Annotated in this window: 23 protein-coding genes; 9 read left to right on the forward strand and 14 right to left on the reverse strand. The window is 72.5% G+C overall.

All coding sequences use genetic code 11. The features are described from left to right. The 3 genes from PV341_RS30000 to PV341_RS30010 all read right to left on the reverse strand — a co-directional run. Nucleotides 1-506: sodium:solute symporter family transporter (locus tag PV341_RS30000; protein WP_500359476.1), on the reverse strand; the 506-nt coding region annotated here is incomplete at its 3' end. Continuing rightward, nucleotides 503-760, reverse strand: a complete 258-nt coding sequence (locus PV341_RS30005; protein WP_500359477.1) for a DUF3311 domain-containing protein — start codon at nt 758-760, stop codon at nt 503-505. The genes PV341_RS30000 and PV341_RS30005, both read right to left, overlap by 4 nt. 132 nt (nt 761-892) lie before the next feature. Then, nucleotides 893-1,672 carry a GntR family transcriptional regulator gene (locus PV341_RS30010; RefSeq protein WP_499516940.1) on the reverse strand — a complete coding sequence of 260 codons (780 nt, stop codon included), beginning with the start codon at nt 1,670-1,672 and terminating at the stop codon, nt 893-895. A gap of 225 nt (nt 1,673-1,897) precedes the next feature. Here PV341_RS30010 and PV341_RS30015 point away from each other — a divergent pair, with 225 nt between their 5' ends. The 6 genes from PV341_RS30015 (at nt 1,898) to PV341_RS30040 (ending at nt 9,585) form a co-directional block, all read left to right on the forward strand. Continuing rightward, a complete protein-coding gene (locus PV341_RS30015) occupies nt 1,898-3,175 on the forward strand; it encodes an extracellular solute-binding protein (RefSeq protein ID WP_500331103.1) in 1,278 nt (425 codons plus the stop codon). Between the two features lie 98 nt (nt 3,176-3,273). Beyond that, a complete protein-coding gene (locus PV341_RS30020) occupies nt 3,274-4,239 on the forward strand; it encodes a carbohydrate ABC transporter permease (protein ID WP_500359478.1) in 966 nt (321 codons plus the stop codon). Nucleotides 4,240-4,244: 5 nt separating this feature from the next. Then, a complete protein-coding gene (locus PV341_RS30025) occupies nt 4,245-5,132 on the forward strand; it encodes a carbohydrate ABC transporter permease (protein WP_499513874.1) in 888 nt (295 codons plus the stop codon). After that, nucleotides 5,129-6,652, forward strand: coding sequence for a glycoside hydrolase family 3 protein (locus PV341_RS30030; RefSeq protein ID WP_500331105.1), 1,524 nt, complete (start codon nt 5,129-5,131; stop codon nt 6,650-6,652). The genes PV341_RS30025 and PV341_RS30030 overlap by 4 nt, the downstream gene beginning before the upstream one ends. A gap of 47 nt (nt 6,653-6,699) precedes the next feature. Further along, the gene (locus PV341_RS30035) at nt 6,700-7,770 is read left to right on the forward strand and encodes an SIS domain-containing protein (RefSeq protein WP_500331107.1); all 1,071 of its coding nucleotides are present in this window, start codon (nt 6,700-6,702) and stop codon (nt 7,768-7,770) included. A 366-nt stretch (nt 7,771-8,136) separates the two neighbouring features. Then, nucleotides 8,137-9,585: a sensor histidine kinase gene (locus tag PV341_RS30040; protein WP_500331109.1), complete on the forward strand. Its 1,449-nt coding sequence runs from the start codon at nt 8,137-8,139 to the stop codon at nt 9,583-9,585. Between the two features lie 164 nt (nt 9,586-9,749). Here the strand turns inward: PV341_RS30040 and PV341_RS30045 are convergent, their stop codons facing one another. After that, a complete protein-coding gene (locus PV341_RS30045; RefSeq protein WP_018563321.1) occupies nt 9,750-10,007 on the reverse strand; it encodes a WhiB family transcriptional regulator in 258 nt (85 codons plus the stop codon). Between the two features lie 317 nt (nt 10,008-10,324). Next, nucleotides 10,325-11,293 carry a diacylglycerol/lipid kinase family protein gene (locus PV341_RS30050; RefSeq protein ID WP_500331110.1) on the reverse strand — a complete coding sequence of 323 codons (969 nt, stop codon included), beginning with the start codon at nt 11,291-11,293 and terminating at the stop codon, nt 10,325-10,327. 74 nt (nt 11,294-11,367) lie between these two features. Here PV341_RS30050 and PV341_RS30055 point away from each other — a divergent pair, with 74 nt between their 5' ends. Next, nucleotides 11,368-11,790 carry a hypothetical protein gene (locus tag PV341_RS30055; protein WP_500331111.1) on the forward strand — a complete coding sequence of 141 codons (423 nt, stop codon included), beginning with the start codon at nt 11,368-11,370 and terminating at the stop codon, nt 11,788-11,790. A 42-nt stretch (nt 11,791-11,832) separates the two neighbouring features. Here PV341_RS30055 and PV341_RS30060 read toward each other — a convergent pair whose 3' ends face one another. From PV341_RS30060 to PV341_RS30100, 9 genes are all read right to left on the reverse strand, one after another. Further along, a complete protein-coding gene (locus PV341_RS30060; protein ID WP_500331180.1) occupies nt 11,833-12,801 on the reverse strand; it encodes an RNA polymerase sigma factor SigF in 969 nt (322 codons plus the stop codon). A 22-nt stretch (nt 12,802-12,823) separates the two neighbouring features. Next, nucleotides 12,824-13,237, reverse strand: a complete 414-nt coding sequence (locus tag PV341_RS30065) for an ATP-binding protein (protein WP_319138557.1) — start codon at nt 13,235-13,237, stop codon at nt 12,824-12,826. A 206-nt stretch (nt 13,238-13,443) separates the two neighbouring features. After that, the gene (locus PV341_RS30070) at nt 13,444-13,953 is read right to left on the reverse strand and encodes a GNAT family N-acetyltransferase (RefSeq protein WP_500331113.1); all 510 of its coding nucleotides are present in this window, start codon (nt 13,951-13,953) and stop codon (nt 13,444-13,446) included. Nucleotides 13,954-13,963: 10 nt separating this feature from the next. Further along, entirely contained in the window at nt 13,964-14,854 is an 891-nt protein-coding gene (locus PV341_RS30075) for a 1-aminocyclopropane-1-carboxylate deaminase/D-cysteine desulfhydrase (RefSeq protein ID WP_500331115.1), read from the reverse strand. A gap of 16 nt (nt 14,855-14,870) precedes the next feature. Then, a complete protein-coding gene (locus PV341_RS30080) occupies nt 14,871-16,388 on the reverse strand; it encodes an ArnT family glycosyltransferase (protein ID WP_500331116.1) in 1,518 nt (505 codons plus the stop codon). 592 nt (nt 16,389-16,980) lie between these two features. After that, a complete protein-coding gene (locus PV341_RS30085) occupies nt 16,981-18,042 on the reverse strand; it encodes an NAD(P)H-dependent flavin oxidoreductase (protein ID WP_500331118.1) in 1,062 nt (353 codons plus the stop codon). Continuing rightward, nucleotides 18,042-18,773, reverse strand: coding sequence for a CoA-transferase subunit beta (locus PV341_RS30090; RefSeq protein ID WP_500359479.1), 732 nt, complete (start codon nt 18,771-18,773; stop codon nt 18,042-18,044). The genes PV341_RS30085 and PV341_RS30090 overlap by 1 nt, the downstream gene beginning before the upstream one ends. Continuing rightward, on the reverse strand, nt 18,770-19,600 hold the full coding sequence (locus PV341_RS30095; RefSeq protein WP_500331121.1) for a CoA transferase subunit A: 831 nt from the start codon (nt 19,598-19,600) through the stop codon (nt 18,770-18,772). Before PV341_RS30095 ends, PV341_RS30090 begins: the two co-directional genes overlap by 4 nt. Further along, nucleotides 19,597-20,376, reverse strand: a complete 780-nt coding sequence (locus tag PV341_RS30100) for an enoyl-CoA hydratase family protein (RefSeq protein WP_500331123.1) — start codon at nt 20,374-20,376, stop codon at nt 19,597-19,599. Before PV341_RS30100 ends, PV341_RS30095 begins: the two co-directional genes overlap by 4 nt. Nucleotides 20,377-20,430: 54 nt before the next feature. Between PV341_RS30100 and PV341_RS30105 the strand changes: the two genes are divergently transcribed. Together PV341_RS30105 and PV341_RS30110 are read left to right on the forward strand one after the other, a co-directional pair. Beyond that, the gene (locus tag PV341_RS30105) at nt 20,431-21,216 is read left to right on the forward strand and encodes an SDR family oxidoreductase (RefSeq protein ID WP_500331125.1); all 786 of its coding nucleotides are present in this window, start codon (nt 20,431-20,433) and stop codon (nt 21,214-21,216) included. Further along, on the forward strand, nt 21,213-22,146 hold a 934-nt coding region (locus tag PV341_RS30110; protein WP_500359480.1), incomplete at its 3' end, for an SDR family oxidoreductase. The genes PV341_RS30105 and PV341_RS30110, both read left to right, overlap by 4 nt.

Consider the following 22,146-nt stretch of genomic DNA (forward strand, 5'->3'; position numbering starts at 1 on the left):
AACCAGTTGGACGACTCGCCGCCGCCCACGCCCATCACGTCCAGCACGGCCTGGATGCCCACCAGCTGCAGCGCGATATAGGGCATCGTGGCCAGGATGCCGGTGACCGCCACCGCCAGCGACAGGCCCTTGGAACCGAACCGCCCGCGCACGAAGTCGGAGGTGGTCACGTAGCCGTGCTTGTGCGACACCGACCACAGCCGCGGCAGGAACGTGAAGATCAGCGGGTAGACCAGGATCGTGTACGGCACGGCGAAGAAGCCGGACGCACCCGCCGCGTACACCGCCGCCGGCACCGCCACGAACGTGTAAGCCGTGTACAGGTCACCGCCGAGCAGGAACCAGGTGATCCAGCCGCCGAAGCTGCGGCCGCCCAGGCCCCACTCGTCCAGGTGCAGCGCGTTCTCCGCCCTGCGCCAGCGTGCGGCCAGGAAACCCAGGACCGTCACGACCAGGAAGAAGAAGATGAAGACGCCGAGCGCGACGCCGTTGACCCCGTCCTTCACTTCGCGGCCTCCTTCCGTGCCCGCTCCTCACGACGGACCAGCACGTACGCGGCGTACGTCAGTCCGGAGGACAGGAACACCCACAGCATCTGGTACCAGTAGAAGAACGGGATGCCGATGAACTCCGGCGTCAGCTTCGCGTACGAGCCGACCAAGAGCATGGCGACGAAGGGGATGACGAGGCAGACACCGGCGATCACGCGGGTGGTGGTGACCACCGGTGGCCGCCCGGAGGTTCCGGATGGTTCGGACATTGCTACGGCTCCGTCCTGATCTCTTACTCCTGTGTAATGCGCAGGCAATCTAGAGTCAGGACGGTCGGCACGTCACTACCGCCCGCATTGCGGTATGGAAACGATCTACAAGGCCGGGGAACCGTAGCGGGGTTACGGACGTTGCAGCCGGGCCACGAACTTGTAGCGGTCACCGCGGTAGACCGAGCGCACCCACTCCACCGGCTCGCCGCCGGTGTCGATCGAGTGCCGGGACAGCAGGAGCATCGGCAGCCCGACGTCCGTGCCCAGCAGGCCCGCCTCGCGCGGGGTGGCGAGCGAGGTCTCGATGGTCTCCTCCGCCTCGGCGAGCCGGACGTCGTAGACCTCGGCGAGGGCCGTGTAGAGCGAGGTGTACTTCGCCAGGCTGCGGCGCAGCGCGGGGAAGCGCTTGGCCGACAGGTGGGTGGTCTCGATGGCCATCGGCTCGCCGTTCGCCAGGCGCAGGCGCTCGATGCGCAGCACGCGGCCGCCGGCCTTCATGTCCAGCAGTTCGGCCAGCCGGTCGTCTGCGGTGATGTAGCCGATGTCGAGCAGCTGTGAGGTCGGCTCCAGGCCCTGGGCCCGCATGTCCTCGGTGTACGAGGTCAGTTGGAGCGCCTGGGAGACCTTGGGCTTGGCGACGAAGGTGCCCTTGCCCTGGATGCGCTCCAGGCGGCCCTCGACCACCAGTTCCTGCAGCGCCTGCCGCACGGTGGTGCGCGAGGTGTCGAACTCGGCGGCCAGGGTGCGCTCGGGGGGCACCGGGGAGCCGGGGGGCATCGTCTGCGTCAGTTCGAGCAGATGGCGCTTCAGGCCGTAGTACTTGGGCACCCGCGCGGTCCGTCCGGCCACGGTCCCGGGCGCCTCCGCGGTCTCCGTCACCGCTGTGCCGGCCTCGCCGTCCGTCTCCATCGCCTCTGCTCCCGAGTGCTGTCGTGCTGCCGTCACCGGCTCCTCCGTCATTCGCGGCTCACATCGTGGCACGGGCCGGGCTCATATCGCGTTACGAGCCCAGATGTCGGTCCGGTAACGGACGCGTCCGGTGCTCTTATACACCCTTGACACCCCTAAAGGTCTAGGCCAAGCTTCGGGCACTGGTCTACACCACTTGGTACTCACTGCCCTGGGGAGGGTGTTGTGAAGCGCAAGCTGATCGCGGCGATCGGTGTCGCCGTCATGGTCGCCGGCGTTGCGGCCTGCGGTTCGGACGACAAGGGCTCCGACAAGGCCTCGGCGCCGAAGGAGATCACCGTCTGGCTGACGGTCGACGCACAGAAGAACTGGCCCGAGCTGGTCAAGCAGGCGGACGACGCCTTCACGGCCGAGCACAAGGGCGTGAAGATCCACCACGAGTACTACGAGTGGACCGCCAAGAACCAGAAGCTCGACGCAGTCCTCGCCACCAAGAAGGTGCCGGACGTGGTCGAGATGGGCAACACCGAGACCCTCGGCTACCTGGTCAAGGGCGCGTTCGCGCCCATCGACAAGAGCAAGTTCGAGAACTCCGGCGACTGGCTGGACGCCCTCGAGGGCTCCGTGACGTACAACGGCAAGACCTACGGCGTGCCTTACTACGCCGGTGCCCGTGTCGGCACCTGGCGCAAGGACGTCGCCAAGGCGGCCGGCGTCACCAAGGCCCCCACCACCTGGGCCGAGCTGACCGACGCGCTCGACAAGATCCAGAAGAAGAACGGCGACAAGTTCTCCGCCTGGTACCAGCCCAGCCGCGACTGGTACACCGCGCTGGCCTTCGTCAAGGACGCCGGCGGCGACGTCGCCAAGGAGGACGGCGGCAAGTGGACCGCCACCCTCTCCGACCCCAAGTCCATCGAGGGCCTGAAGACCTGGAAGGGCGTCCTCGACGCGTACTTCCACGGCGACAAGAACAAGGACGAGTCCGACCGTTACATCGTCTACGGCCAGGGCAAGTCCGCGCTCATCTACGGCGCCAGCTGGGAGGGCGGCGCCGCCGCCGACCCGAAGACCGACAAGACCGGCAAGCTGAAGGACAACCTGGAGACCTTCGCGCTGCCCGGCCCCAACGGCGAACTGCTGCCGAACTTCATCGGCGGCTCCGACCTGGTCATCCCGGCCAAGTCCGCCGCGCAGGACCTCGCCGCCGACTGGATCAACGGCTTCACGAACAGCGCCGCCCAGAAGGTCCTCATCTCCAAGGGCAACCTGCCCAACGCCAAGTCGCTGCTCGCCCCGCTGAAGGACGACCCGGCGACGGCCGCATCCGCCCGGGCCAACGAGAACACTTGGTTCGTCCCGACCGCCCCGGGCTGGCTGCAGGTCGAGAAGAAGCAGATCCTGCAGAACATGCTCAACGACATCGCGGTCGGCAAGGCCTCCATCGAGGACGCGACCAAGTCCGCGGACGAGCAGATCAACGCGGTGATCAACGCCGGCTGACCGGCACACGGGCAACACGGTGATCGACGCCGGCCGGCCGCCCCGGGGCGGCCGGCCCCGGCGCGACGCCAGGGACTGGAGCAGCCGAGGAGCACATGATGAGTGCCGTTGACACACCGTTGGACAAGGTGCCGCGCCCGCGGCCGGCGGGACCGGGCCGCAGGCCACGCCGCTTCGGCGGAGCCGCGCTCCCGTGGACGCTGCTCGCGCCGACCATCGGCGTCCTGCTGCTGGTCCTCGGCTACCCGCTGGTCCGGCTGGTCACCCTCTCGTTCAAGCAGTACGGGCAGGCCGAGCTCTGGCAGGGGCTGCCCGGCGACTGGCAGGGAGTCGCCAACTACACCCACGTCCTGGGGGACTCGGTCTTCTGGGGCGTCGTCCTGCGCACGCTGCTCTTCACCCTCGCGGCGGTGCTGCTCACGCTCGTCGTCGGCATGGGGGTGGCCCTGCTGATGCAGCGGGTCGCGCCCTGGGTCAAGGCGCTGATCAACATCGTGCTGGTGGCGAGCTGGGCGATGCCCGTGGTCGTCGCCATCACCATCTTCAAGTGGATGTTCGACAGCGACTACGGCGTCCTCAACTGGCTGCTCAGCCGGCTGCCGGGAGTGGACCTCAGCGGCCACAACTGGTTCACCGACACCAAGCAGGGCTTCCTGGTCATCACCCTCATGGTGGTGTGGGGCGCCATCCCCTTCGTCGCCATCACCCTGCACGCCGGCCTCACCCAGGTGCCCAAGGAACTGGAGGAGGCCGCCCGCATGGACGGCGCCGGGCCGGTCAAGGTCTTCCGGCACGTCACCCTGCCGGTGCTCAAGCCGATCATCGTCATGCTGACGACGCTGTCGGTCATCTGGGACATGGGCGTCTTCCCGCAGGTCTTCCTCATGCGCGACGGCCACCCCGAGCCCGCGTACCAGGTCCTCACCACCTACTCCTACGACCAGGCCTTCGTCGCCAACGACTACGACGCGGGCGCGGCCATCGCCGTCATCACCGTGCTGCTCCTCCTCGGGGTGATGGCCGTCTACATGCGCCAGATGCTGAAGATCGGAGAGGTGGAGTGACGGCCATGCTCGACACGGCTCCCGCCGAGAGGGTGCCGGCCGCCGCTCCGGCGGCGCGCGCCGCCCGGCGGCCCCGGCGCAAGGGGCGGACGGTCTACAACCTGCTCGGCCTGCTGGTCGTGGTGGTCTCCGGCTTCCCGGTCTACTGGATGCTCAACACGGCGTTCAAGCCCGCCAAGGACGCCATCGACCCCGACCCCAAGCTCTTCCCGACCAGCCTGTCCTTCCAGAACTTCTCCGACGCCCTCGACGTCGGCGACTTCTGGGGATCGGTCGGCCGCAGCCTGATCGTCGCCGGCTCCACCGTCGGCCTCGGCCTGGTCATCGGGCTGCTGGCGGCGCTGGCCATCTCCCGCTTCGTCTTCCGCGGCCGCAAGGCGGTGATCGTCGCGATCCTCGCCGTGCAGATGGTGCCGCTGGTGGCGATGATCATCCCGGTCTTCCTGCTGCTCAACCAGATCGACCAGATCGACAAGCTCTCCGGACTCGTCATCACGTACCTGACCTTCGTGCTCCCCTTCACGGTGTGGACGCTGCGCGGATTCATCGTCAACATCCCCAAGGAGCTGGAGGAGTCGGCGATGGTCGACGGCTGCACACGCATGGGCGCGTTCTTCCGGATCATCCTGCCGCTGCTCGCCCCGGGCCTCGTCGCCACCTCCATCTACGCGTTGATCCAGGCCTGGAACGAGTACCTGTACGCGATGCTCATCATGAGCCAGGAGCACCAGACGGCGACGGTGTGGCTCGGCAACTTCGTCACCTCGCGGGGCACGGACTACGCGCCGATGATGGCCGGTTCGACCATGATGGGCGTGCCCGTGGTGATCTTCTTCCTGATCGTGCAGCGCAGGGTCGCCGCCGGACTGACCGCCGGGGCGGTGAAGGGATGACCGAGACCTTGAGCCAGATCCACGACGGCACCGCGGACCCGGGCGACCTCGTCCGCGACGCCCTCACCGTCCTGCAGCCGGGCTTCCACGGCACCACCGCACCCGAGTGGCTGCTGCGCAGGCTCGCCGAGGGACTGGGCTCCGTCGCCCTGTTCGCCCGCAACATCGAGTCGCCCGGGCAACTGGCCGCGCTCACCGCGCAGCTGCGCGCGGTACGGCCCGACGTCCTGATCGCCGCCGACGAGGAGGGCGGTGACGTGACCCGGCTGGAGGCCCGCAGCGGTTCCTCCTTCCCCGGCAACCTCGCCCTCGGCGCCGTCGACGACACCGCCCTGACCCGCGACGTCGCCGCCGCACTCGGCCGCCGGCTGGCCGAGTGCGGGGTCAACCTCAACTGGGCGCCGTCCGCGGACGTCAACTCCGACCCCCGCAACCCGGTCATCGGCGTGCGCTCCTTCGGCTCCGATCCGCTGCTGGTCGCCCGCCACACCGGCGCGTACGTCGAGGGCCTGCAGTCCGCCGGGGTCGCCGCCTGCACCAAGCACTTCCCCGGTCACGGCGACACCTCCGTCGACTCCCACCACGCCCTGCCCCGGGTGGACGTCGACCCGGACACCCTGCACGCCCGTGAACTCGCCCCGTTCCGGGCCGCCCTGGCCGCCGGCAGCAAGGCCGTGATGAGCGCGCACATCCTCGTGCCCGCCCTCGACCCGGACCGCCCGGCCACCCTCAGCCCCGCCGTGCTCACCGGACTGCTCCGCGACGAACTGGGCTACGACGGCCTGATCGTCACCGACGGCATCGAGATGCGCGCCATCGCCGACGCGTACGGCATCGAGCGCGGCACCGTCCTGGCGCTCGCCGCCGGCGCCGACGCCATCTGCGTGGGCGGCGGCCTCGCCGAGGAGGAGACGGTGGTCGCCCTGCGCGACGCCATCGTCGCCGCCGTGCGCGACGGCGACTTGACCCGGGAGCGGCTCGCCGACGCCGCCGGACGGGTGCGGAGCCTGGCCGCCTGGGCCGCCGAGCGCTCCGCGGCGCCGGCGCTCGCGGCACCGGACCCCGGGATCGGCCTGGTCGCGGCCCGCCGCGCCCTGCGCGTGACCCGTACCGACGCGTACCTGCCGGTCGCCGAGGCGCCGTACGTCGCCGCCTTCACCCCGGTCGCCAACATCGCCGTCGGTGACGAGACCCCGTGGGGCGTCGCCGCCGAGCTCGACCGGATCTTCCCGGGCACCGTGACCGGGAGCTTTCGCGAAGGTGACGCGCTGACCGCACACGTGCTGCGGTCGGCGGGGACTCGTAGGATCGTCGCAGTGGTGCGTGACGTGCACCGTCACCCCTGGATGGCCGAGGCGCTGGGCGCGCTGCTCGCCGCCCGTCCGGACACGGTGGTGGTGGAGATGGGCGTTCCCCAGGCGGCACCGTCCGGCGCGCTGCACATCGCGACCCACGGCGCCGCCCGCGTGTGCGGGCGGGCGGCCGCGGAGGTCATCGCTGGCAAGGAGGCCGGCGACTGAGGTCCGCCGCGGCACATCCGTTCCGGATCCACCTGGAGGCCCCGAGAATGTCCGCCCCGTCGCCGGCCGAGCAGCAGCCGATGCCCGGCCGGATCATGTCCGGCGAGATGGCCGAGCAGCCCGCGGTGCTGCGCCGCATCCTCGAGGAGGGCGCCCCCCGGATCCGGCGGACCGCCGAGCGGATCGCCGCGCGCGGACCGCGCTTCGTCCTGCTCACCGCGCGCGGCACCTCCGACAACGCGGCCCTGTACGCCAAGTACCTGGTGGAGGTGGTCCTCGGCAAGCCCGCGGGGCTGACCTCGATGTCGACCACCACCGCCTACGGCGCGCGCCCGGACCTGACGGACTGCCTGGTCGTCACGGTCAGCCAGTCCGGCGGCTCACCGGACCTGGTGGCCTCGACCCGGGCCGCCCGCGAGGCCGGCGCGATCACCCTGGCGGTCACCAACAACGCCGACTCGCCGCTGGCCGAGGTCTCCGAGTTCCACATCGACGTCCTGGCCGGCCCGGAGAAGGCGCTGCCGGCGACCAAGACGTACACCGCCGAGCTGCTCGCGCTCTACCTGTTCGTCGAGGGGCTGCGGGGCGGCGACGGCAACGCCGCCAAGGTCCTGCCGGAACTCGCGGAGCAGATCCTCGCCCGCCAGGACGAGGTCAGGGCGCTCGCCGCGCGCTACCGCTTCGCCGAGCGCCTGGTGCTCACCTCGCGCGGCTACGGCTACCCGACCGCGAAGGAGGCCGCGCTGAAGCTGATGGAGACCAGTTACATCCCGGCCCTGTCCTTCTCCGGCGCCGACCTGCTGCACGGCCCGCTGGCCATGGTCGACAACGTCTCCCCGGTCATCGCGATCGTCACCGAGGGCAAGGGCGGCGAGGCGCTCCAGCCGGTGCTGGACCGGCTCCGCGGCCGTGGGGCCGATCTGATGGTCATCGGCAACCAGGCGTCGGTAGACGCCGCCTCCGCAGGCTTCGTCCTCCCCACCGAGGGCGTCGCCGAGGAGGTGCAGCCGGTCCTGGAGATCCTCCCGCTGCAGATGCTGGCCTACGAGATCACCATCGCCCGCGGGCAGGACCCCGATGCGCCGCGCGCGCTGGCGAAGGTGACCGAGACGCGCTGAGCCGGAAGGCGGGCCGGAAAGGGCCCTGACACCACTTCGGGCCGCGGCGCCGGGACGGGACCCTCAACCCGCCCAGCACCGCAGCCCGGAGCTGCCGTCGGCCCGTGGCACGCGGGATGTGCGGTTCCCGCGGCCCGTCAGGGCCGACCATGAGGCCTGGCGCAGTCAGGGCAGAGAGCGCCGGGGCCTCGCTCCACCCTTCTGTGCGGGAAGGATGGAAGTTCGGTTGTACGTCAATTCTGGACTAGACCACTAACGCCTGTCCACAAGGTGACGCAGTCAGATCATAGGTCGTCGGAGACCTTTGTGGGGACTGGATGACGGCGCCTTCCATGAGCGCGGGATACGCTCATTTGCGTGCCCTCCATGAACGATCTCGTACGCCAGCACACGGACCTCGACGATTCCGATCTCGAGTGGCTCCACCTGCTGGTATCGGAGTGGCAACTGCTCTCCGACCTCTCCTTCGCGGACCTCGTGCTGTGGGTCCCGACCAGTGACGGGACCCGCTACGTCTCCGTCGCCCAGATGCGGCCGAACACCGGCCCGACCTCGTACCAGGACGACATGGTCGGCCACCTGGTGCCGCGCGGCCGCCGCCCGATGCTGGACGCCGCACTCGACGAGGGCCGGATCGTCCGGGAGGGTGACCCGGAGTGGCGCGAGGAGGTCCCGGTCCGGGTCGAGTCCATCCCGGTGCGCCGAGCGGGCCGGGTCCTCGGGGTCATCGCCCGCAACACCAACCTGCTCACCGTGCGGACCCCCAGCCGCCTGGAGCTCACCTACCTGCAGAGCGCGTCCGACCTGGCGCAGATGATCGCGGCGGGCAGCTTCCCGTTCCCCTCCGAGCAGGTCGACATGGACGCCTCGCCGCGGGTCGGCGACGGCCTGATCCGGCTCGACGCCGAAGGCGTCGTCCAGTACGCCAGCCCCAACGCGCTCTCCGCCTACCACCGGCTCGGCCTGGCCGCCGACCTCGTCGGCCACCACCTGGGCTCGGTCTCCGCCGAACTGGCCCCTTCGCGGACCAAGAGCCACGAGGCGCTGGTGACCGTCGCCGGCGGCAAGGCGCCGCGGGAGACCGAGATCGAGGGCAACGGCGGCGTCATCCAGTTGAGGGCGATCCCGCTGAGCCCCAAGGGCACGCACAACGGCTCCCTGGTGCTGCTGCGGGACGTGACCGAGCTGCGCCGCCGGGAGCGCGAGCTGATGACCAAGGACGCCACCATCCGGGAGATCCACCACCGGGTGAAGAACAACCTGCAGACGGTCGCGGCGCTGCTGCGGCTGCAGGCCCGGCGGATGGACTCCGACAAGGGCCGGGAGGCGCTGGAGGAGGCGGTGCGGCGGGTCGGCTCGATCGCGATCGTGCACGAGACGCTGTCGCAGAACCTCGACGAGTGCGTGGAGTTCGACGAGATCGCCGACCGCGTGCTGGCGATGGTCGCCGAGATCTCCCCGGGCAGGGTCACCGCGCGCCGCAGCGGGCGGTTCGGCATCCTGACGGCCGAGGTGGCCACCCCGCTGTCGATGGTCCTCACCGAACTGCTGCAGAACGCCCTGGAGCACGGGTTCGGGCCGGGCGAGCAGGGCACCGTCGAGGTGGCCGCCGAGCGGCACGGGCAGAAGCTGGGCATCGCGGTACGGGACGACGGGCGCGGCCTGCCCGCGGAGTTCGACCCGCAGCGGGCCGGCAACCTCGGGCTGCAGATCGTACGGACCCTGGTGGTGGGGGAGTTGGGCGGAAGCTTCGACATGGTCCCGGCCGAGGAGCGCGGGACGAAGGTCGTCCTGGAACTGCCGCTGGAGGGCTGAAACCCGTCGCGGTCCTGCGAGTCCGGCGGGGCGGGGACCTCGCAGGACCGGGCTCCGGGAACGCCGAAGCCCCGGCTGCTCGGGGAGCGGCCGGGGCTCTTCGCGTCGCGATGCTGCGCGGTTCGGAGGTGCTGCGCGCTGCGGCTCGGGGGTAAGCGAGTGCGTCAGGCGCTGGCGTTGCGGGCGCGGTTGCGGGCGGCGCGGCGCTTCATTGCGCGACGCTCGTCCTCGCTGAGGCCACCCCACACGCCGGCGTCCTGGCCGGTCTCCAGCGCCCACTGCAGGCACTGCTCCATCACGGGGCAGCGGCGGCAGACGGCCTTGGCTTCCTCGATCTGCAGCAGCGCAGGACCGGTGTTGCCGATGGGGAAGAAGAGCTCGGGGTCTTCCTCGCGGCAAACGGCGTTGTGACGCCAGTCCATGGCTGCTCCATCTCCTTGTGTTGCATGTAAGTTGCTTGTGAATGTGAACGCTTTCACGAATCCTCAGACACGACACGGGACATCGCCCAGTCTCCTGGTGCGGTCCCGCGGGGGTGTGGTGAGGATTCCGGCTGCCGAGGACGCCCGATGAGCGGCTGTCCCGATCGCCAGGAAGAGCCTCGCAAACCTGGGCTGCGGATACAACCCCTTCCGAAAAGTTTTTTTTGAATCCTCGGTGTCGGCTCCGTCACAGCCGTACTTCCATGGGGTGCAGGGCAGCCTAAACGTTCGAGTGAAAGGACTTTATGTCCTTCTGCTTACACAATCACACGCAGTGCACGGCGTACGCCTGTGAAGGTTGCGCTCATTCGCAGTCCCAGGTGGTCTCCGTCCACCTGGAACGGCAGTGGCGCCTGCGAATGCAAGGTGAAGTCCGTCAGATCGTGCAGGGAGGTCGCGTGCTTGCCCTGCGGCCCGCGCTCCGGGGTCGAACGGAGCAGCTGGGTGGCGTAGCGGGTGACCGCCGCGCTGGTCAGCCGGGAGAGTCCCAGCACGTCGAGGGCGGTGTCGAAGGACGCGCGCGGCGAGGCGTAGATCGGGCGGTTGCCCAGGTAGGTCCACGGCGCGGTGTTGCACACCAGGGCGAGCACGAGGTCGGTCACCGGGTCCTCGCCCGGCCGGTCCAGGGTGATCGCGCCGGCGCGCCGGTTCGGCTCGGTGAGGAACTGGCGCACGACCTGGCGTATGTAGAGCGCGTGGGTGGAGCGCTTGCCGTGCTCGCGCTGCTGCTCCACCCGTCCCACCACACCCGCGTCGAATCCCAGCCCGGCGCAGAAGGTGAACCAGCGTGCCGGCACCCCCTCGTCCTCCGTGCCCGGGGTTCCGCTCACCAGGCCCAGGCCGACCGTGCGGGAGCTGCGCTCGCGCAGCGCGTCCAGCAGCGCGCCGGTCGCCTCCACGGCGTCGTTGGGCAGCCCCAGGGCGCGCGCGAACACGTTCGTGGACCCGCCGGGCACCACCGCGAGCTTCGGCAGGCCGTCGGGGTCGGGGCCGTTGTGCAGCAGACCGTTGACCACCTCGTTGACCGTGCCGTCCCCGCCCAGGGCGACGACCAGCTCGATCTCCCCGCCCTCCGCGGCCTGCCGCGCGAGGTCGCGGGCGTGGCCGCGGTACTCGGTCGCGGCGACCTCCAGCTTCAGGTCGCTGGCGAGCGCGTGCGCGAGTACGTCACGCGTCCGGGCGCTGGTGGTGGTGGCGGCTGGGTTGACCACGAGAAGGGCGCGCATGCCCGCCAGGGTACCTACCGGGCGGTACCGGGCCGCACCCCTGGTGGCCAGGACGCGGCGGCTACCCTGCTGGGGTGAGTGGCAACGAGAAGCCCGCGCAGCCGGGCCGTACGCGCCGCCTCGCGGCGGCGGCCGCGGTCGCGGCACTGGAAGGCGCCGCCCTGGCGGCCTGGGGGATCGCGATGCTGGCCCTGGGGATCCTCGGCGACCCCGACAGCCCGCGCCAGGCGGAGGCCGGAGGCGTGACCGTCCTCGCCCTGGCGGCCATGCCGCTGGCGGCCGCGTTCGGGCTCTGGCACGCGCGCCGCTGGAGCCGCGGCCCCGCGCTGATCATCCAGCTCGTCGCGCTCCCCGTCGCCTGGAGCATGGTGCAGGCGGGTGGCGTCATGATCGCCGCCGGTGCCGCGCTGGGAGTGGCCGCCGTCGCCGAGCTGGTGCTCCTCGTTCACCCCGCGGCCACCGACGCCCTCGGGATCGGGCGTACGGCCGAGCAGTGAGCCGCGGCGCCCGGGGGCGCCGCCGTCACCTCCGCCGTACCGTCACTCCTCGACCAGGAGCTTGTCGCGCAGCTGGGCCAGCGTCCGGGCCAGCAGCCGGGAGACGTGCATCTGGGAGATGCCGACCTCCTGGGCGATCTGCGACTGGGTCATGTTCCCGAAGAAGCGCAGCAGCAGGATCTTCTTCTCGCGCGGCGGCAGCTGCTCCAGCAGCGGCTTGAGCGACTCCCGGTACTCCACGCCCTCCAGCGCGTCGTCCTCGGCGCCGAGGGTGTCGGCGACGGCCGGCGACTCGTCGTCGGTGTCGGGCACGTCCAGGGAGAGCGTGCTGTAGGCGTTGGCGGATTCGAGGCCCTCCAGGACCTCCTCCTCCGTGATCTTCAGGTGCTCGGCGAGCTCGTGCACCGTCGGGGCCCGCCCGTGCTGCTGCGAGAGCTCGCCGGTCGCCGTCGTGAGGGCGAGCCGCAGCTCCTGCAGACGGCGCGGGACACGGACCGCCCAGCCCTTGTCGCGGAAGTGCCGCTTGATCTCGCCGACGACGGTGGGGGTCGCGTAGGTGGAGAACTCCACCCCGCGGTCCACGTCGAAGCGGTCCACGGACTTGATCAGCCCGATCGTGGCGACCTGGGTGAGGTCGTCGAGCGGCTCGCCCCGGTTGCGGAAGCGCCGGGCGAGGTGCTCGACCAGCGGCAGGTGCATGCGGACCAGCCGGTTGCGCAGCTCGGCGCGCTCCGGGGAGCCCGGGGGGAGCTTGCTGAGCTCCACGAAGAGCGCCCGGGCCCCGGCCCGGTCGTGGGTCTCGTGGTGCCCGTGCTGCACCTGCCCGTGGTCCTGCTCCTGCTGCTCCTGCGCCATGCGATCCGCCCGATCCGCCTGATCCGTCTGCCCGGCCGCGTCACTGCTCCCGGGGCCGGACACGGGCCCGGTACCGGGATGCGGCCGCGCCTCCTGGCGCCGCGCCGCAGGGGCGGGTACGGGGCGGCCCCGCACCCCCGGCGTGCTGCCTTCCAGATCGTTCACGGCGATTCCCCCGTTACAGCTGTCCCGGTCCGGCACCGCGCTTCTTGTGCAGGGCGATGCTCACGGTCTTGTCGTCGGCCACGCTGGAGTCCACCTCGCCGGCCAGCGCGGACAGCACGGTCCAGGCGAAGGTGTCGCGCTCCGGGGCGCGGCCGTCAGTGGTGGGCGCCGACACGGTCACCCACAGGGCGTCCCCGACCAGGCGGAAGACGCAGCTCAGCACGGACCCCGGGACGGCCTGCTGGAGCAGGATGGCGCACGCCTCGTCCACGGCGATGCGCAGGTCTTCGATCTCGTCGAGGGTGAAGTCCAAGCGGGCCGCAAGTCCTGCCGTCGCCGTACGCAGCACCGACAGGTAGGCCCCCGCCGCGGGCAGCCGGACCTCGACGAAGTCCTTCGACCCGGGCTCGCCTGCGATCTGGGACACCCTCACCTCCAAGGTGGCACACGCACTGCCCACATCGGCATTGCACTGGATCTGATTCGGTTCGCCAGCGACGCTATCGCGATCCGTACCCCGGTGTCGCCCGGACGGAGCACGGTCGCCGCCATGAATGAGCCCTGACCCGGCACCCCATGGCTGTCACCCATAGTAGGCGCACGAGCACGCAACGTCGCTAGTGGTCTGCGGTGTCAAATCGAAAGAGATGTCGCTTTGTTGACACGTGCCTGCTCAGCGAGGGCGCGAAGGGGGTCGCCGGTCAGTCGTTGCACCGTCCATTCGTCCTGGGGACGGGCGCCCATCGCACGGTAGAAGGCGAGGGACGGCTCGTTCCAGTCCAGCACGGACCATTCGAAACGTTCGTAGCCCCGTTCCACGCATATGGCGGCGAGTCCGGCGAGCAGGGCCTTGCCGTGGCCGCCGCCGCGCGCAGCGGGGCGCACGTACAGGTCCTCCAGGTAGACGCCGTGGGTCCCGGTCCAGGTGGAGAAGTTCCGGAACCACAGCGCGAAGCCCACGGGCGCGCCCAGGGCGTCGTCCTCGGCCAGGAGCGCGAAGACGGCCGGATCCGGGCCGAAGAGCGCGTCGTGGAGCTGCTGCGTGGTGGCCCGCGCGCTGTCCGGCTCCCGCTCGTACTCCGCGAGTTCGCGGATCATCGCGTGGATCTCCGTGACGTCGGCAGGTGTCGCGGCTCGGATCATGCCAGCAAGGCTAACCGGTCGGCCGCCCGGTCACGACGGCCGCGACCGTCGTCCCGGGCGCGAAGGCACCTTCCTGCGCCAGCGAGAACAGGCCGTGGAGCATCTTCGCGACGTAGACGGAGTCCGGGACGAAGCCGTGCCGCGTGCCGAAGTCCGCCGCGAACGCATCCAGCTCGGGCGAGGTACGGGCGTAGCCGCCGTGGTGGAAGCGTTCGTCCAGCAGCCAGGACCCGCGCGGCCCGCCGAAGGCCGCCTCCTGGAGCCGGCGTATCTCCCCGGCCAGGAAACCGCCGCCCTTGAGGACCGGGAACCCGATGACCCGCTGCCCCGGATCCACTCCGGCCGCCAGGCCCGCCAGGGTCCCGCCCGTCCCGCAGGCCACGCCCACGACGTCCGCCCTGCCGCGCAGCTCCTCGCCGAGCGCCACGCAGCCCCGTGCGGCGAGCGCGTTGCTGCCGCCCTCGGGGACGACGTAGGCGGGCCCCAGACGGTCCAGGAGGGCCGCCAGGACCTCCGGTTCGTCCTTGCGGCGGTAGGTGCCCCGGTCGACGAAGTGCAGCCGCATGCCGTCGGCGGCGGCCCGCGCGAGGGAGGGGTTGAGCGGGCGTCCGGCCAGCTCGTCGCCGCGGACGACGCCCGTGGTGGCGATGCCGAGCAGCCGGCCCGCGGCGGCGGTGGCGCGCAGGTGGTTGGAGTAGGCGCCACCGAAGGTCAGCAGGCGGCGGTGGCCGCCGTCGAGGGCGGCCCGCAGGTTCAGGTGGAGCTTGCGCCACTTGTTGCCCGGCAGGTCGGGGTGGATCAGGTCGTCCCGCTTGACGAGCATCCGGACGCCGCGCCCGGCCAGCCGTTCGTCGTCGCGCAGCTCGACCAGCGGGGAGGGCAGGCGGACGTCCGGGATCACCCGTCCATTGTGGCCGTCACCTGGGCGAGAGGTGGACGCGGTAGCCCTGGTGGTAGTTCAGGTCCGGCAGCGGGCGGGAGGGCCAGTCACGCGCGTACGCGGGCGGCTGCCCGCCCCGCGGGGTGAGGACGGCGACGGGCTGGGTGCGGGCCAGGCGCAGGATGCCGGCCGGGGTCAGGTTCTCGTTGTTCCCCGCGGTCTGGCCGGAGGCGCAGCGCGCCTGGTAGCCGACGGGCGTCGCCATCGGCCCGGTCACCAGGCACGGCGGGCGCACCCCCAGCCGGTTCAGTTCCGCGGCCATGCGGGCGTAGTCCTCGTTGCCGATGGTCGAGCTGCGCACCGCGCGGTGGAGCACGATCTGCTGGGTGACGAGCTGCGCGAGCACGACGGCGACCACGGCGCCGGTGACGGCCGGGCGCAGCGCCGGCCGTACCCGCGCGGGGAGCAGGAGGAGGCACTGGGCCGCGGGCAGGGCGAGCAGGGCGTACGCGGGGAGCAGGAAGCGCGGTGCGGCGTAGTCGATGAGCACCAGATAGGGCAGCGCAAGGGACAGGCCGCACACCGCCGGCAGGAACCGCGCCCCGGGGGCCTGCCCCTCACGCCGCGGCGCGAGGGCGACCCCGGCCGCCACCAGGGCGGGCAGGGCGAACCACCATACGGCGTCACCCTTGTGCTGCCAGACGGCGTCGCAGGGGCGGCACAGTGTGTGCGACGCGTCCAGGGTGCTGAGCTGGTCGGCGAACGCCAGGTGCCAGCCGAGGCCGCCCTCGATGGCGTTCGCGCGGTCCATCCGGGCCAGGATGCCGCCGTAGCTGGTGAACGCCTCGACCACCCACTGGGCGCCGCCCAGCAGCACCCCGGCCGCGATGGCCGCGAGCAGCACCGGGCGGCGCCGGCCACGCACGAAGAGCGCGGCGACGCCCAGGGGCAGGGCCAGCCAGGCGGCGTCGTGCGGGCGCAGCAGGGTCAGCGCGGCGAACGCCACCGCCAGCCCGGCGAGCGCGCCCCGGCCGGTGTGGCCCGGCGCCGCCGCGTGCAGGTAGCAGCCCACCGCGATCAGGGCCACCAGCGCGACCCAGAGGTTGGGCATCGCCTGGGGGCCGTACAGCAGGGTCACCCACAGCCCGGTGAAGAGCAGCCCGGCCAGCGCCACCACCCGGGTGCCGAGCAGCGGCCGCCACAGCCACAGGGCCAGGAACAGGGCCGCGCCCGACAGGACCGCCAGATAGATCCGGAGCGCGAGGGTCGACGCGGTCAGCAGCGCGATCGGCGCGACGAGGACCGGCACGCCCCGGGAGCGGGGCGCGCTGAAGAACGCCGAGGGGATGTCCGGGGAGACCTGGCTGACGTAGACCGACTCGTCCCAGCCGAGGCCCATGCCGGGCGCGACGACCAGGAGGAGCTGGACCACGGTGAAGAGCGCCGCCAGGGAGGCGAGCAGATGGACCTCGGAGTGCGGGCGGCTGCGCGGCGGTGCGGCGTGGCGCGCGCGGGGCCGGGCATCCGGTGACGTCAGCTCATGCGTCGTCGCCATAGTGCGTCATGGCAACAGCCGTGACGCACGTGATCAAGGCGGCGCGCCGCTCCCCGGGGGCGGCTCGACCGGTGGGGTGAGCGCCGCCGGGCCCGTTCGCCCGGGTGGCGCCGCCGGCGGGGACGACAGGAGACATGGCGCCTTCGCCGGTCCGTGTGCCGGGCCGCTCCGCTCGGCCGGGCCATGAGGGGTGGCGTGCCCGTCGCAGCGAGCCTCCCTCGGCCTTGGCAGCGCTCGCGGTGCGTCTGGGCCCCGGGCCGTGGGCATCGGTGACCTCATAGGCCGGCAGCCGCGGCGGGAGCATCGCCGGGATCGGCTGGGTCTGCTCGGCGAGGCCCTTGGCGGCGAGGACGAGCTCTTGCGCAAGTTCGGCGGGCGCCCACAGTGCCCGGGGCATTGCCGCCGTCGCGGAGTCGGCTGCGGCATGCGGCTACAGCCGCGATAGGGCCGGGCGTCGTCGTCGGCGGCCGGACACGGCACGGGGGCCTGCACGCCGGAGGCACGTGTCGCCGCGAGGGGGCGTCAGCGGTCCGCGGGTACCGCTTTTGCCGCGGCGTGACCGGGCGGCCGCGTGGGGGCCCGCCACGGGCCCTCAGGCGGGCGTGGCGAGGGAGGCCAGCCGGGCGAGGGCGTCCTCGGCGTCGGCCATGACGCGTGCGACGAGTTCCGCGCAGGAGGGCAGGTCGCCGATCACGCCCGCGACCTGCCCGGCGGCCATCACCCCCAGGTCCGGGCGGCCGTCGACCATCGCGGACTTCAGCATCATCGGCGTGCTGGCGGCGAGCAGGGTCTGACTCCAGGTCAGCTTTCTGCCGTGCCGCATCGCCAGTCCGTCGCGGACCATGGCGCGCGGGCCCATCCCCGAGACGCGGCGGAAGGCCGCCGCGTGCCGCAGGGCCCGTAGCAGGGCGGCCGCCTTCCCCGAGCGCTCCAGGGCGGCCACCAGGTCGGTGCGGAGCATGCGGTGCGGCAGCCCGTCGACGCGGTCGGTGACGACGACGTCCCGCACGGATGCGGCCAGGTAGCGGGCCTTGACGGCGTCGGGCACCGGGCTGTCGGAGGTGAGCAGGAAGCGGGTGCCCATGCCGACGCCCGCCGCGCCGTACGCGAGGGCGGCCGCCAGGCCGCGGCCGTCGAAGAAGCCGCCCGCCGCGATCACGGGGATGCCGACGGCGTCCACGACCTGGGGCAGCAGCACCGTGGTGGCGACGTTCCCCGTGTGGCCGCCGCCCTCGGCGCCCTGCACCATCACGGCGTCCGCGCCCCAGGCGGCGACCTTCTCGGCGTGCCGCCGCGCGCCGACGGAGGGGATGACGACCACCCCCGCGTCCTTGAGGCGGCCGATGAGCTCACGGGTGGGGGCCAGCGCGAAGGAGGCGACGCGGACGTCCTCCTCGACGATGATGCGCACCCTTTCCGCGGCGTCCCCCGCGTCCGCCCGCAGGTTGACCCCGAACGGCGCCCCCTCGGTGCGCTCCCGTACCTCCCGCACCGCCCGGCGCAGCCGCTGCGGGCTCATGGTGGCCGAGGCGAGGATACCGAGCGCGCCGGCGTTCGCCGTCGCCGACACCAGTCGGGGACCGGCGACCCAGCCCATGCCGGTCTGCACAAGGGGGTGGCGGACCCCGATGAGCCGGGTCAGCGCGGTCTCCATCAGGCCCGCACCTCCCGCTCCCGCAGCCCCTCGGGGTCGAGGACGGTACGGATCAGCCGCAGCTCCTCGGCGCCAGGCGCGCGGGTGCGCGGCGGGTGCGCGGGGACCGGCAGCGGGAAGCCGGTGGCCTCCTGGAGCGCGGCCGGGCTCACCCCGGGGTGCAGGGAGCGGACGCGCATGGTGCGTTCGGCGGTCTCGAAGTCGAAGACGCCGAGGTCGCTGACGACCCGCCGGACGTCGTGGAACCGGGTGGCGGACGGGCCGGCGGCGGCCGCCCTGTCGTGGCCGACGCCGCACACCATGTCGACGCGTTCGACGAAGACGCGGGGCGAGTGCCGAGGCACCCAGTAGCTGGTCGGGTTGTTGAGCGTGTTGACGGGCGCGCCCCGCACCCCCAGCAGTTGCCGTGCGGGACGCCGCCAGTCGCCGATGCACGAGATGTTCTGGTTGCCGTACCGGTCGAGCTGGCTCGCGCCCATCATGACGTGCCGCCGCCCGCCGGTGACCAGGGCCAGGTGCTGCCGGTAGGGCAGCCAGCCCTCCACCTCGCCCGCCGCGTCCAGGAGGAGGGCCTCACCGTCGGTGAGCAGCAGGCCGGTTGCGAAGGTCAGCCGGGCCAGCCGCGCGCCCAGGGAGGGGATCAGCCCCATGGGGGCGGCCAGCACCTCACCGTCGCCACGCCACGCCTCGGCGCAGGCGACGACGGCGTACTCGGCGCGGGTGGGGTTCACGGCCGCTCCTTCCCCGCGCCGGACACCAGGCGTTCCGCGAAGGCCGTCCAGGCGGCGGGATCGGCGGCGGCCCGGGCGTACTCCCGCTGGAAGTCCTCGTCGCGGTCGTAGTCCGGGACGCAGGAGGTGAAGTGGGCTCCGTGCGGGGCCTCGACGACCCCGGTGACGAACTGCCGCTTCACCAGGAGGGACTGGGGGCCGGCCGCCTTGAGCAGGTCTGCGGTGTCCACGACGCGTTCGCACGACACATAGGCGGCGTCCGCCGCCTCGCAGAACAGGTCGTCGAAGTACGGGTCCGGGCCGAGGTACTGGCCGTTGCCGCGGGCGTCGGCGCGGTTGAGGTGGACCAGGGCGGCGTCCAGGTGCAGCGCGGGGACGGCGACCAGCTCCTCCCCGTCGTCGTAGGGCGAGGTGACCGTCCGCAGCCAGGGGTTGACCCGCATCACGTCGGAGCCGAGCCCGGCGCGCACCGGCAGGAAGGGCAGCCGGTGGGCGGCCGCGGTCAGGCCCCACATCATCATGGCCTCGTCCAGCTCGGTGAGTTCCAGGGCGCCGCGTTGCCGGGCGGCGCGGAAGTGCGGTTCGAGCGGGATCGAGTCCAGGGTGACGAAGGCGGTGACCAGCCTGCGGATCCGGCCCGCCGCGGCCAGCAGGCCGACGTCCGGGCCCCCGAAGGAGATGACCGTCAGGTCCGTGACGCCGGACCGCAGGACGGCCGTCACCAGGGCCATCGGCTTGCGGCGGGAGCCCCAGCCGCCGATGCCGACGGTCATCCCGGAGCGGAGTTCGGCCGCCACCTCGTCCGCGGTCATGACCTTGCCGCTCATCGTCGCCCCCCGGTTCCGGACCCGGATCCGGACCCGGACCCCGACACGAAGGCGTCGCGGTGCCGGTCCGCGACGCCACTGAGGTTGGCCTCGAAGGTGAAGCCCTGTTCGAAGCGGTAGCTGCGGCGGACGTCGACGGGGTCGATGCCGTTGATGGCGGCCTTGGCGAGGCGGAGCAGCTCGCCGTCCTTGGCCGCGATCTCGCGGGCGAGGGCGAGGGCCGCGGCGTCGAGCTCCCCGCGGGGCACGACCTGCCAGACCGAGCCGTGGCGGTGGAGTTCGGCGGCGGTGACGGTGCGGGAGGTGAAGTAGAGCGTGCGCATCAAGTGCTGGGGGACCAGCCGCGCGAGGTGGGTGGCCGCGCCCAGGGCGCCGCGGTCCAGCTCGGGCAGGCCGAAGGAGGCGTCCTCGGCGGCGACGACGGCGTCCGCGTTGCCGACCAGACCGATGCCACCGCCCAGGCAGTGCCCCTGCACGGCGGCGACGACCGGCACCTCGCACTCGTAGACGGCGGCGAAGGCCTCGTAGCAGCCGCGGTTGGCGCCGATCAGGGCCGTGTGGCCCGCGGTGTGCTGCATCTCCTTCAGGTCGACGCCCGCGTTGAAGCCGCGGCCCTTGGCGCGCAGGACGACGCAGCGGGTGCCCGGGTCGCGGCCGGCGGCGCGCAGGGCGTCCGCCAGCTCGTACCAGCCGCTTACGGGCAGGGCGTTGACCGGCGGGTGGTCGACGGTGACGGCGGCGACGCCGGGTTCGGGGTGCGCGGTGGAGACAGTCATCCGTGGATCAGCTACCTTTCCACCAAACGTTTGTTAGGGGAAAGGTACTCCGGCGTGAGCATGACTGTCGATCTGTCGGGCCGAGTCGCCGTCGTCACCGGCGGCACGCGCGGGGTCGGCGCCGGCATCGCCCGTGCGTTCGCGGAGGCCGGCGCCCGCGTCGTGGTCTGCGCCCGCCGCCCGCCGCCCGGGCCGCCGCCCGACGGAGCCGACTTCCGCGCGGTGGACCTGCGCGATCCGGGCGCCACCGCGGAGGTCCTCCGCGCGGTGGCGGAGGCGTACGGGCGCATCGACGTCCTGGTCAACAACGCGGGTGGGACGCCCTACCGGCTGCTCGGCGAGGCGGGACCCGAACGGCACGCGCGGGTCGTCGAGCTCAATCTGCTGGCGCCGCTCAACGCCTCGCTCGCCGTCCACCAGGTGATGGCCCGTCAACCGGGGGGCGGTGCGGTCGTGATGATCGGCAGCGTCAGCGGCGGTCGCCCCTCACCGGGAACGGCGGCCTACGGCGCGGCCAAGGCGGGCCTGGAGAGCCTGGCCCGCTCCATGGCCGTCGAATGGGCCCCGCTGATCCGCGTCAACACCCTGGTGCTCGGCATGGTCCGCACCGAGTCGTCGCACCTGCACTACGGGGACGAGGACGGCGTCGCCGCCGTGGAGCGCACGGTGCCGCTCGGGCGGCTCGCGGAACCGGTGGAGGTGGGGGACGCCTGTGTCTTCCTCGCCTCCGAGCGGGCCCGTTACATCAGCGGCGCCAGCCTGCACCTGCACGGCGGCGGCGAGGCCCCGGCGTTCCTCGCCGCGGCCGGGGACGGAAGGGGAGCGGGATGGGCGGGATGACCGCGCAGGGCGGCGCCACGACGGGCATCTGCGCCGGGCGCGTGGTCGCCGTCACCGGTGCGGGACGCGGGCTGGGCCGGGCGCACGCCCTGGCGTTCGCCGCCGAGGGCGCCCGGGTCGTGGTCAATGACCTCGGCGGCGGGCCGGACGGCGCCGGGAGTTCGGCCGCGCCCGCCCACGAGGTGGCCGCCGAGATCCGCGCCCGGGGCGGTGAGGCCGTCGTGCACGACGGCGACATCGCCACCCCGCAGGGGGCGGCGTCCCTCGTCGCCACCGCACTGGAGGCGTTCGGGCGGCTGGACACCCTGGTCAACAACGCGGGCTTCCTGCGTGACCGGATGCTCGTCAACCTGGACGAGGACGACTGGAACGCCGTCCTGCGGGTCCATCTCACCGGCCACTTCCTGCCGCTGCGGCACGCGGCCGCGCACTGGCGGGCCGAGACCCGCGCGGGCCGCACCCCTGACGCGCGGATCGTCACCACCACGTCCGGTGCCGGGCTGCTGGGCAGCGTCGGGCAGGGCAACTACGCGGCCGCCAAGGCGGGCGTCGTCGGCCTGACCCTGGTGGCCGCCGCCGAACTGGCGCGGTACGGGGTACGGGTCAACGCCGTCGCCCCGGCGGCCCGGACCCGGATGACCGAGGCGGTCTTCGCCGAGGCCATGGCCGCGCCCGGGGCAGGCGGCTTCGACGCCATGGCGCCGGGGAACGTCTCGCCGCTCGTCGTCTGGCTCGGGTCGGCCGCCTCGGCCGGTGTCACGGGGCGGGTCTTCGAGGCCGAGGGCGGCCGCATCACGGTCATGGAGGGCTGGCGGCCGGGGCCCACCGCCGACCGGGGCGCCCGCTGGACGCCCGCGGAGGCGGGGGAGGCCGCCGTGAAGCTGCTCGCGGCGGCGGAGCCCCCCGGGCGGGTGTACGGGGCGCGGGCGG

Origin of the sequence: Streptomyces sp. PA03-1a, assembly GCF_033792805.1 — a bacterium.
Lineage (GTDB): Bacteria > Actinomycetota > Actinomycetes > Streptomycetales > Streptomycetaceae > Actinacidiphila.

Excerpts from the sequence above, each read along its gene's own strand:
- PV341_RS30005 (WP_500359477.1), bottom strand. The coding sequence starts at position 760 with ATGTCCGAACCATCCGGAACCTCCGGGCGGCCACCGGTGGTCACCACC.
- PV341_RS30010 (WP_499516940.1), bottom strand. The coding sequence starts at position 1,672 with ATGGAGACGGACGGCGAGGCCGGCACAGCGGTGACGGAGACCGCGGAG.
- PV341_RS30020 (WP_500359478.1), top strand. The coding sequence starts at position 3,274 with ATGAGTGCCGTTGACACACCGTTGGACAAGGTGCCGCGCCCGCGGCCG.
- PV341_RS30025 (WP_499513874.1), top strand. The coding sequence starts at position 4,245 with ATGCTCGACACGGCTCCCGCCGAGAGGGTGCCGGCCGCCGCTCCGGCG.
- PV341_RS30030 (WP_500331105.1), top strand. The coding sequence starts at position 5,129 with ATGACCGAGACCTTGAGCCAGATCCACGACGGCACCGCGGACCCGGGC.
- PV341_RS30035 (WP_500331107.1), top strand. The coding sequence starts at position 6,700 with ATGTCCGCCCCGTCGCCGGCCGAGCAGCAGCCGATGCCCGGCCGGATC.
- PV341_RS30040 (WP_500331109.1), top strand. The coding sequence starts at position 8,137 with ATGAACGATCTCGTACGCCAGCACACGGACCTCGACGATTCCGATCTC.
- PV341_RS30045 (WP_018563321.1), bottom strand. The coding sequence starts at position 10,007 with ATGGACTGGCGTCACAACGCCGTTTGCCGCGAGGAAGACCCCGAGCTC.
- PV341_RS30050 (WP_500331110.1), bottom strand. The coding sequence starts at position 11,293 with ATGCGCGCCCTTCTCGTGGTCAACCCAGCCGCCACCACCACCAGCGCC.
- PV341_RS30070 (WP_500331113.1), bottom strand. The coding sequence starts at position 13,953 with ATGATCCGAGCCGCGACACCTGCCGACGTCACGGAGATCCACGCGATG.
- PV341_RS30080 (WP_500331116.1), bottom strand. The coding sequence starts at position 16,388 with ATGGCGACGACGCATGAGCTGACGTCACCGGATGCCCGGCCCCGCGCG.
- PV341_RS30085 (WP_500331118.1), bottom strand. The coding sequence starts at position 18,042 with ATGGAGACCGCGCTGACCCGGCTCATCGGGGTCCGCCACCCCCTTGTG.
- PV341_RS30095 (WP_500331121.1), bottom strand. The coding sequence starts at position 19,600 with ATGAGCGGCAAGGTCATGACCGCGGACGAGGTGGCGGCCGAACTCCGC.
- PV341_RS30100 (WP_500331123.1), bottom strand. The coding sequence starts at position 20,376 with ATGACTGTCTCCACCGCGCACCCCGAACCCGGCGTCGCCGCCGTCACC.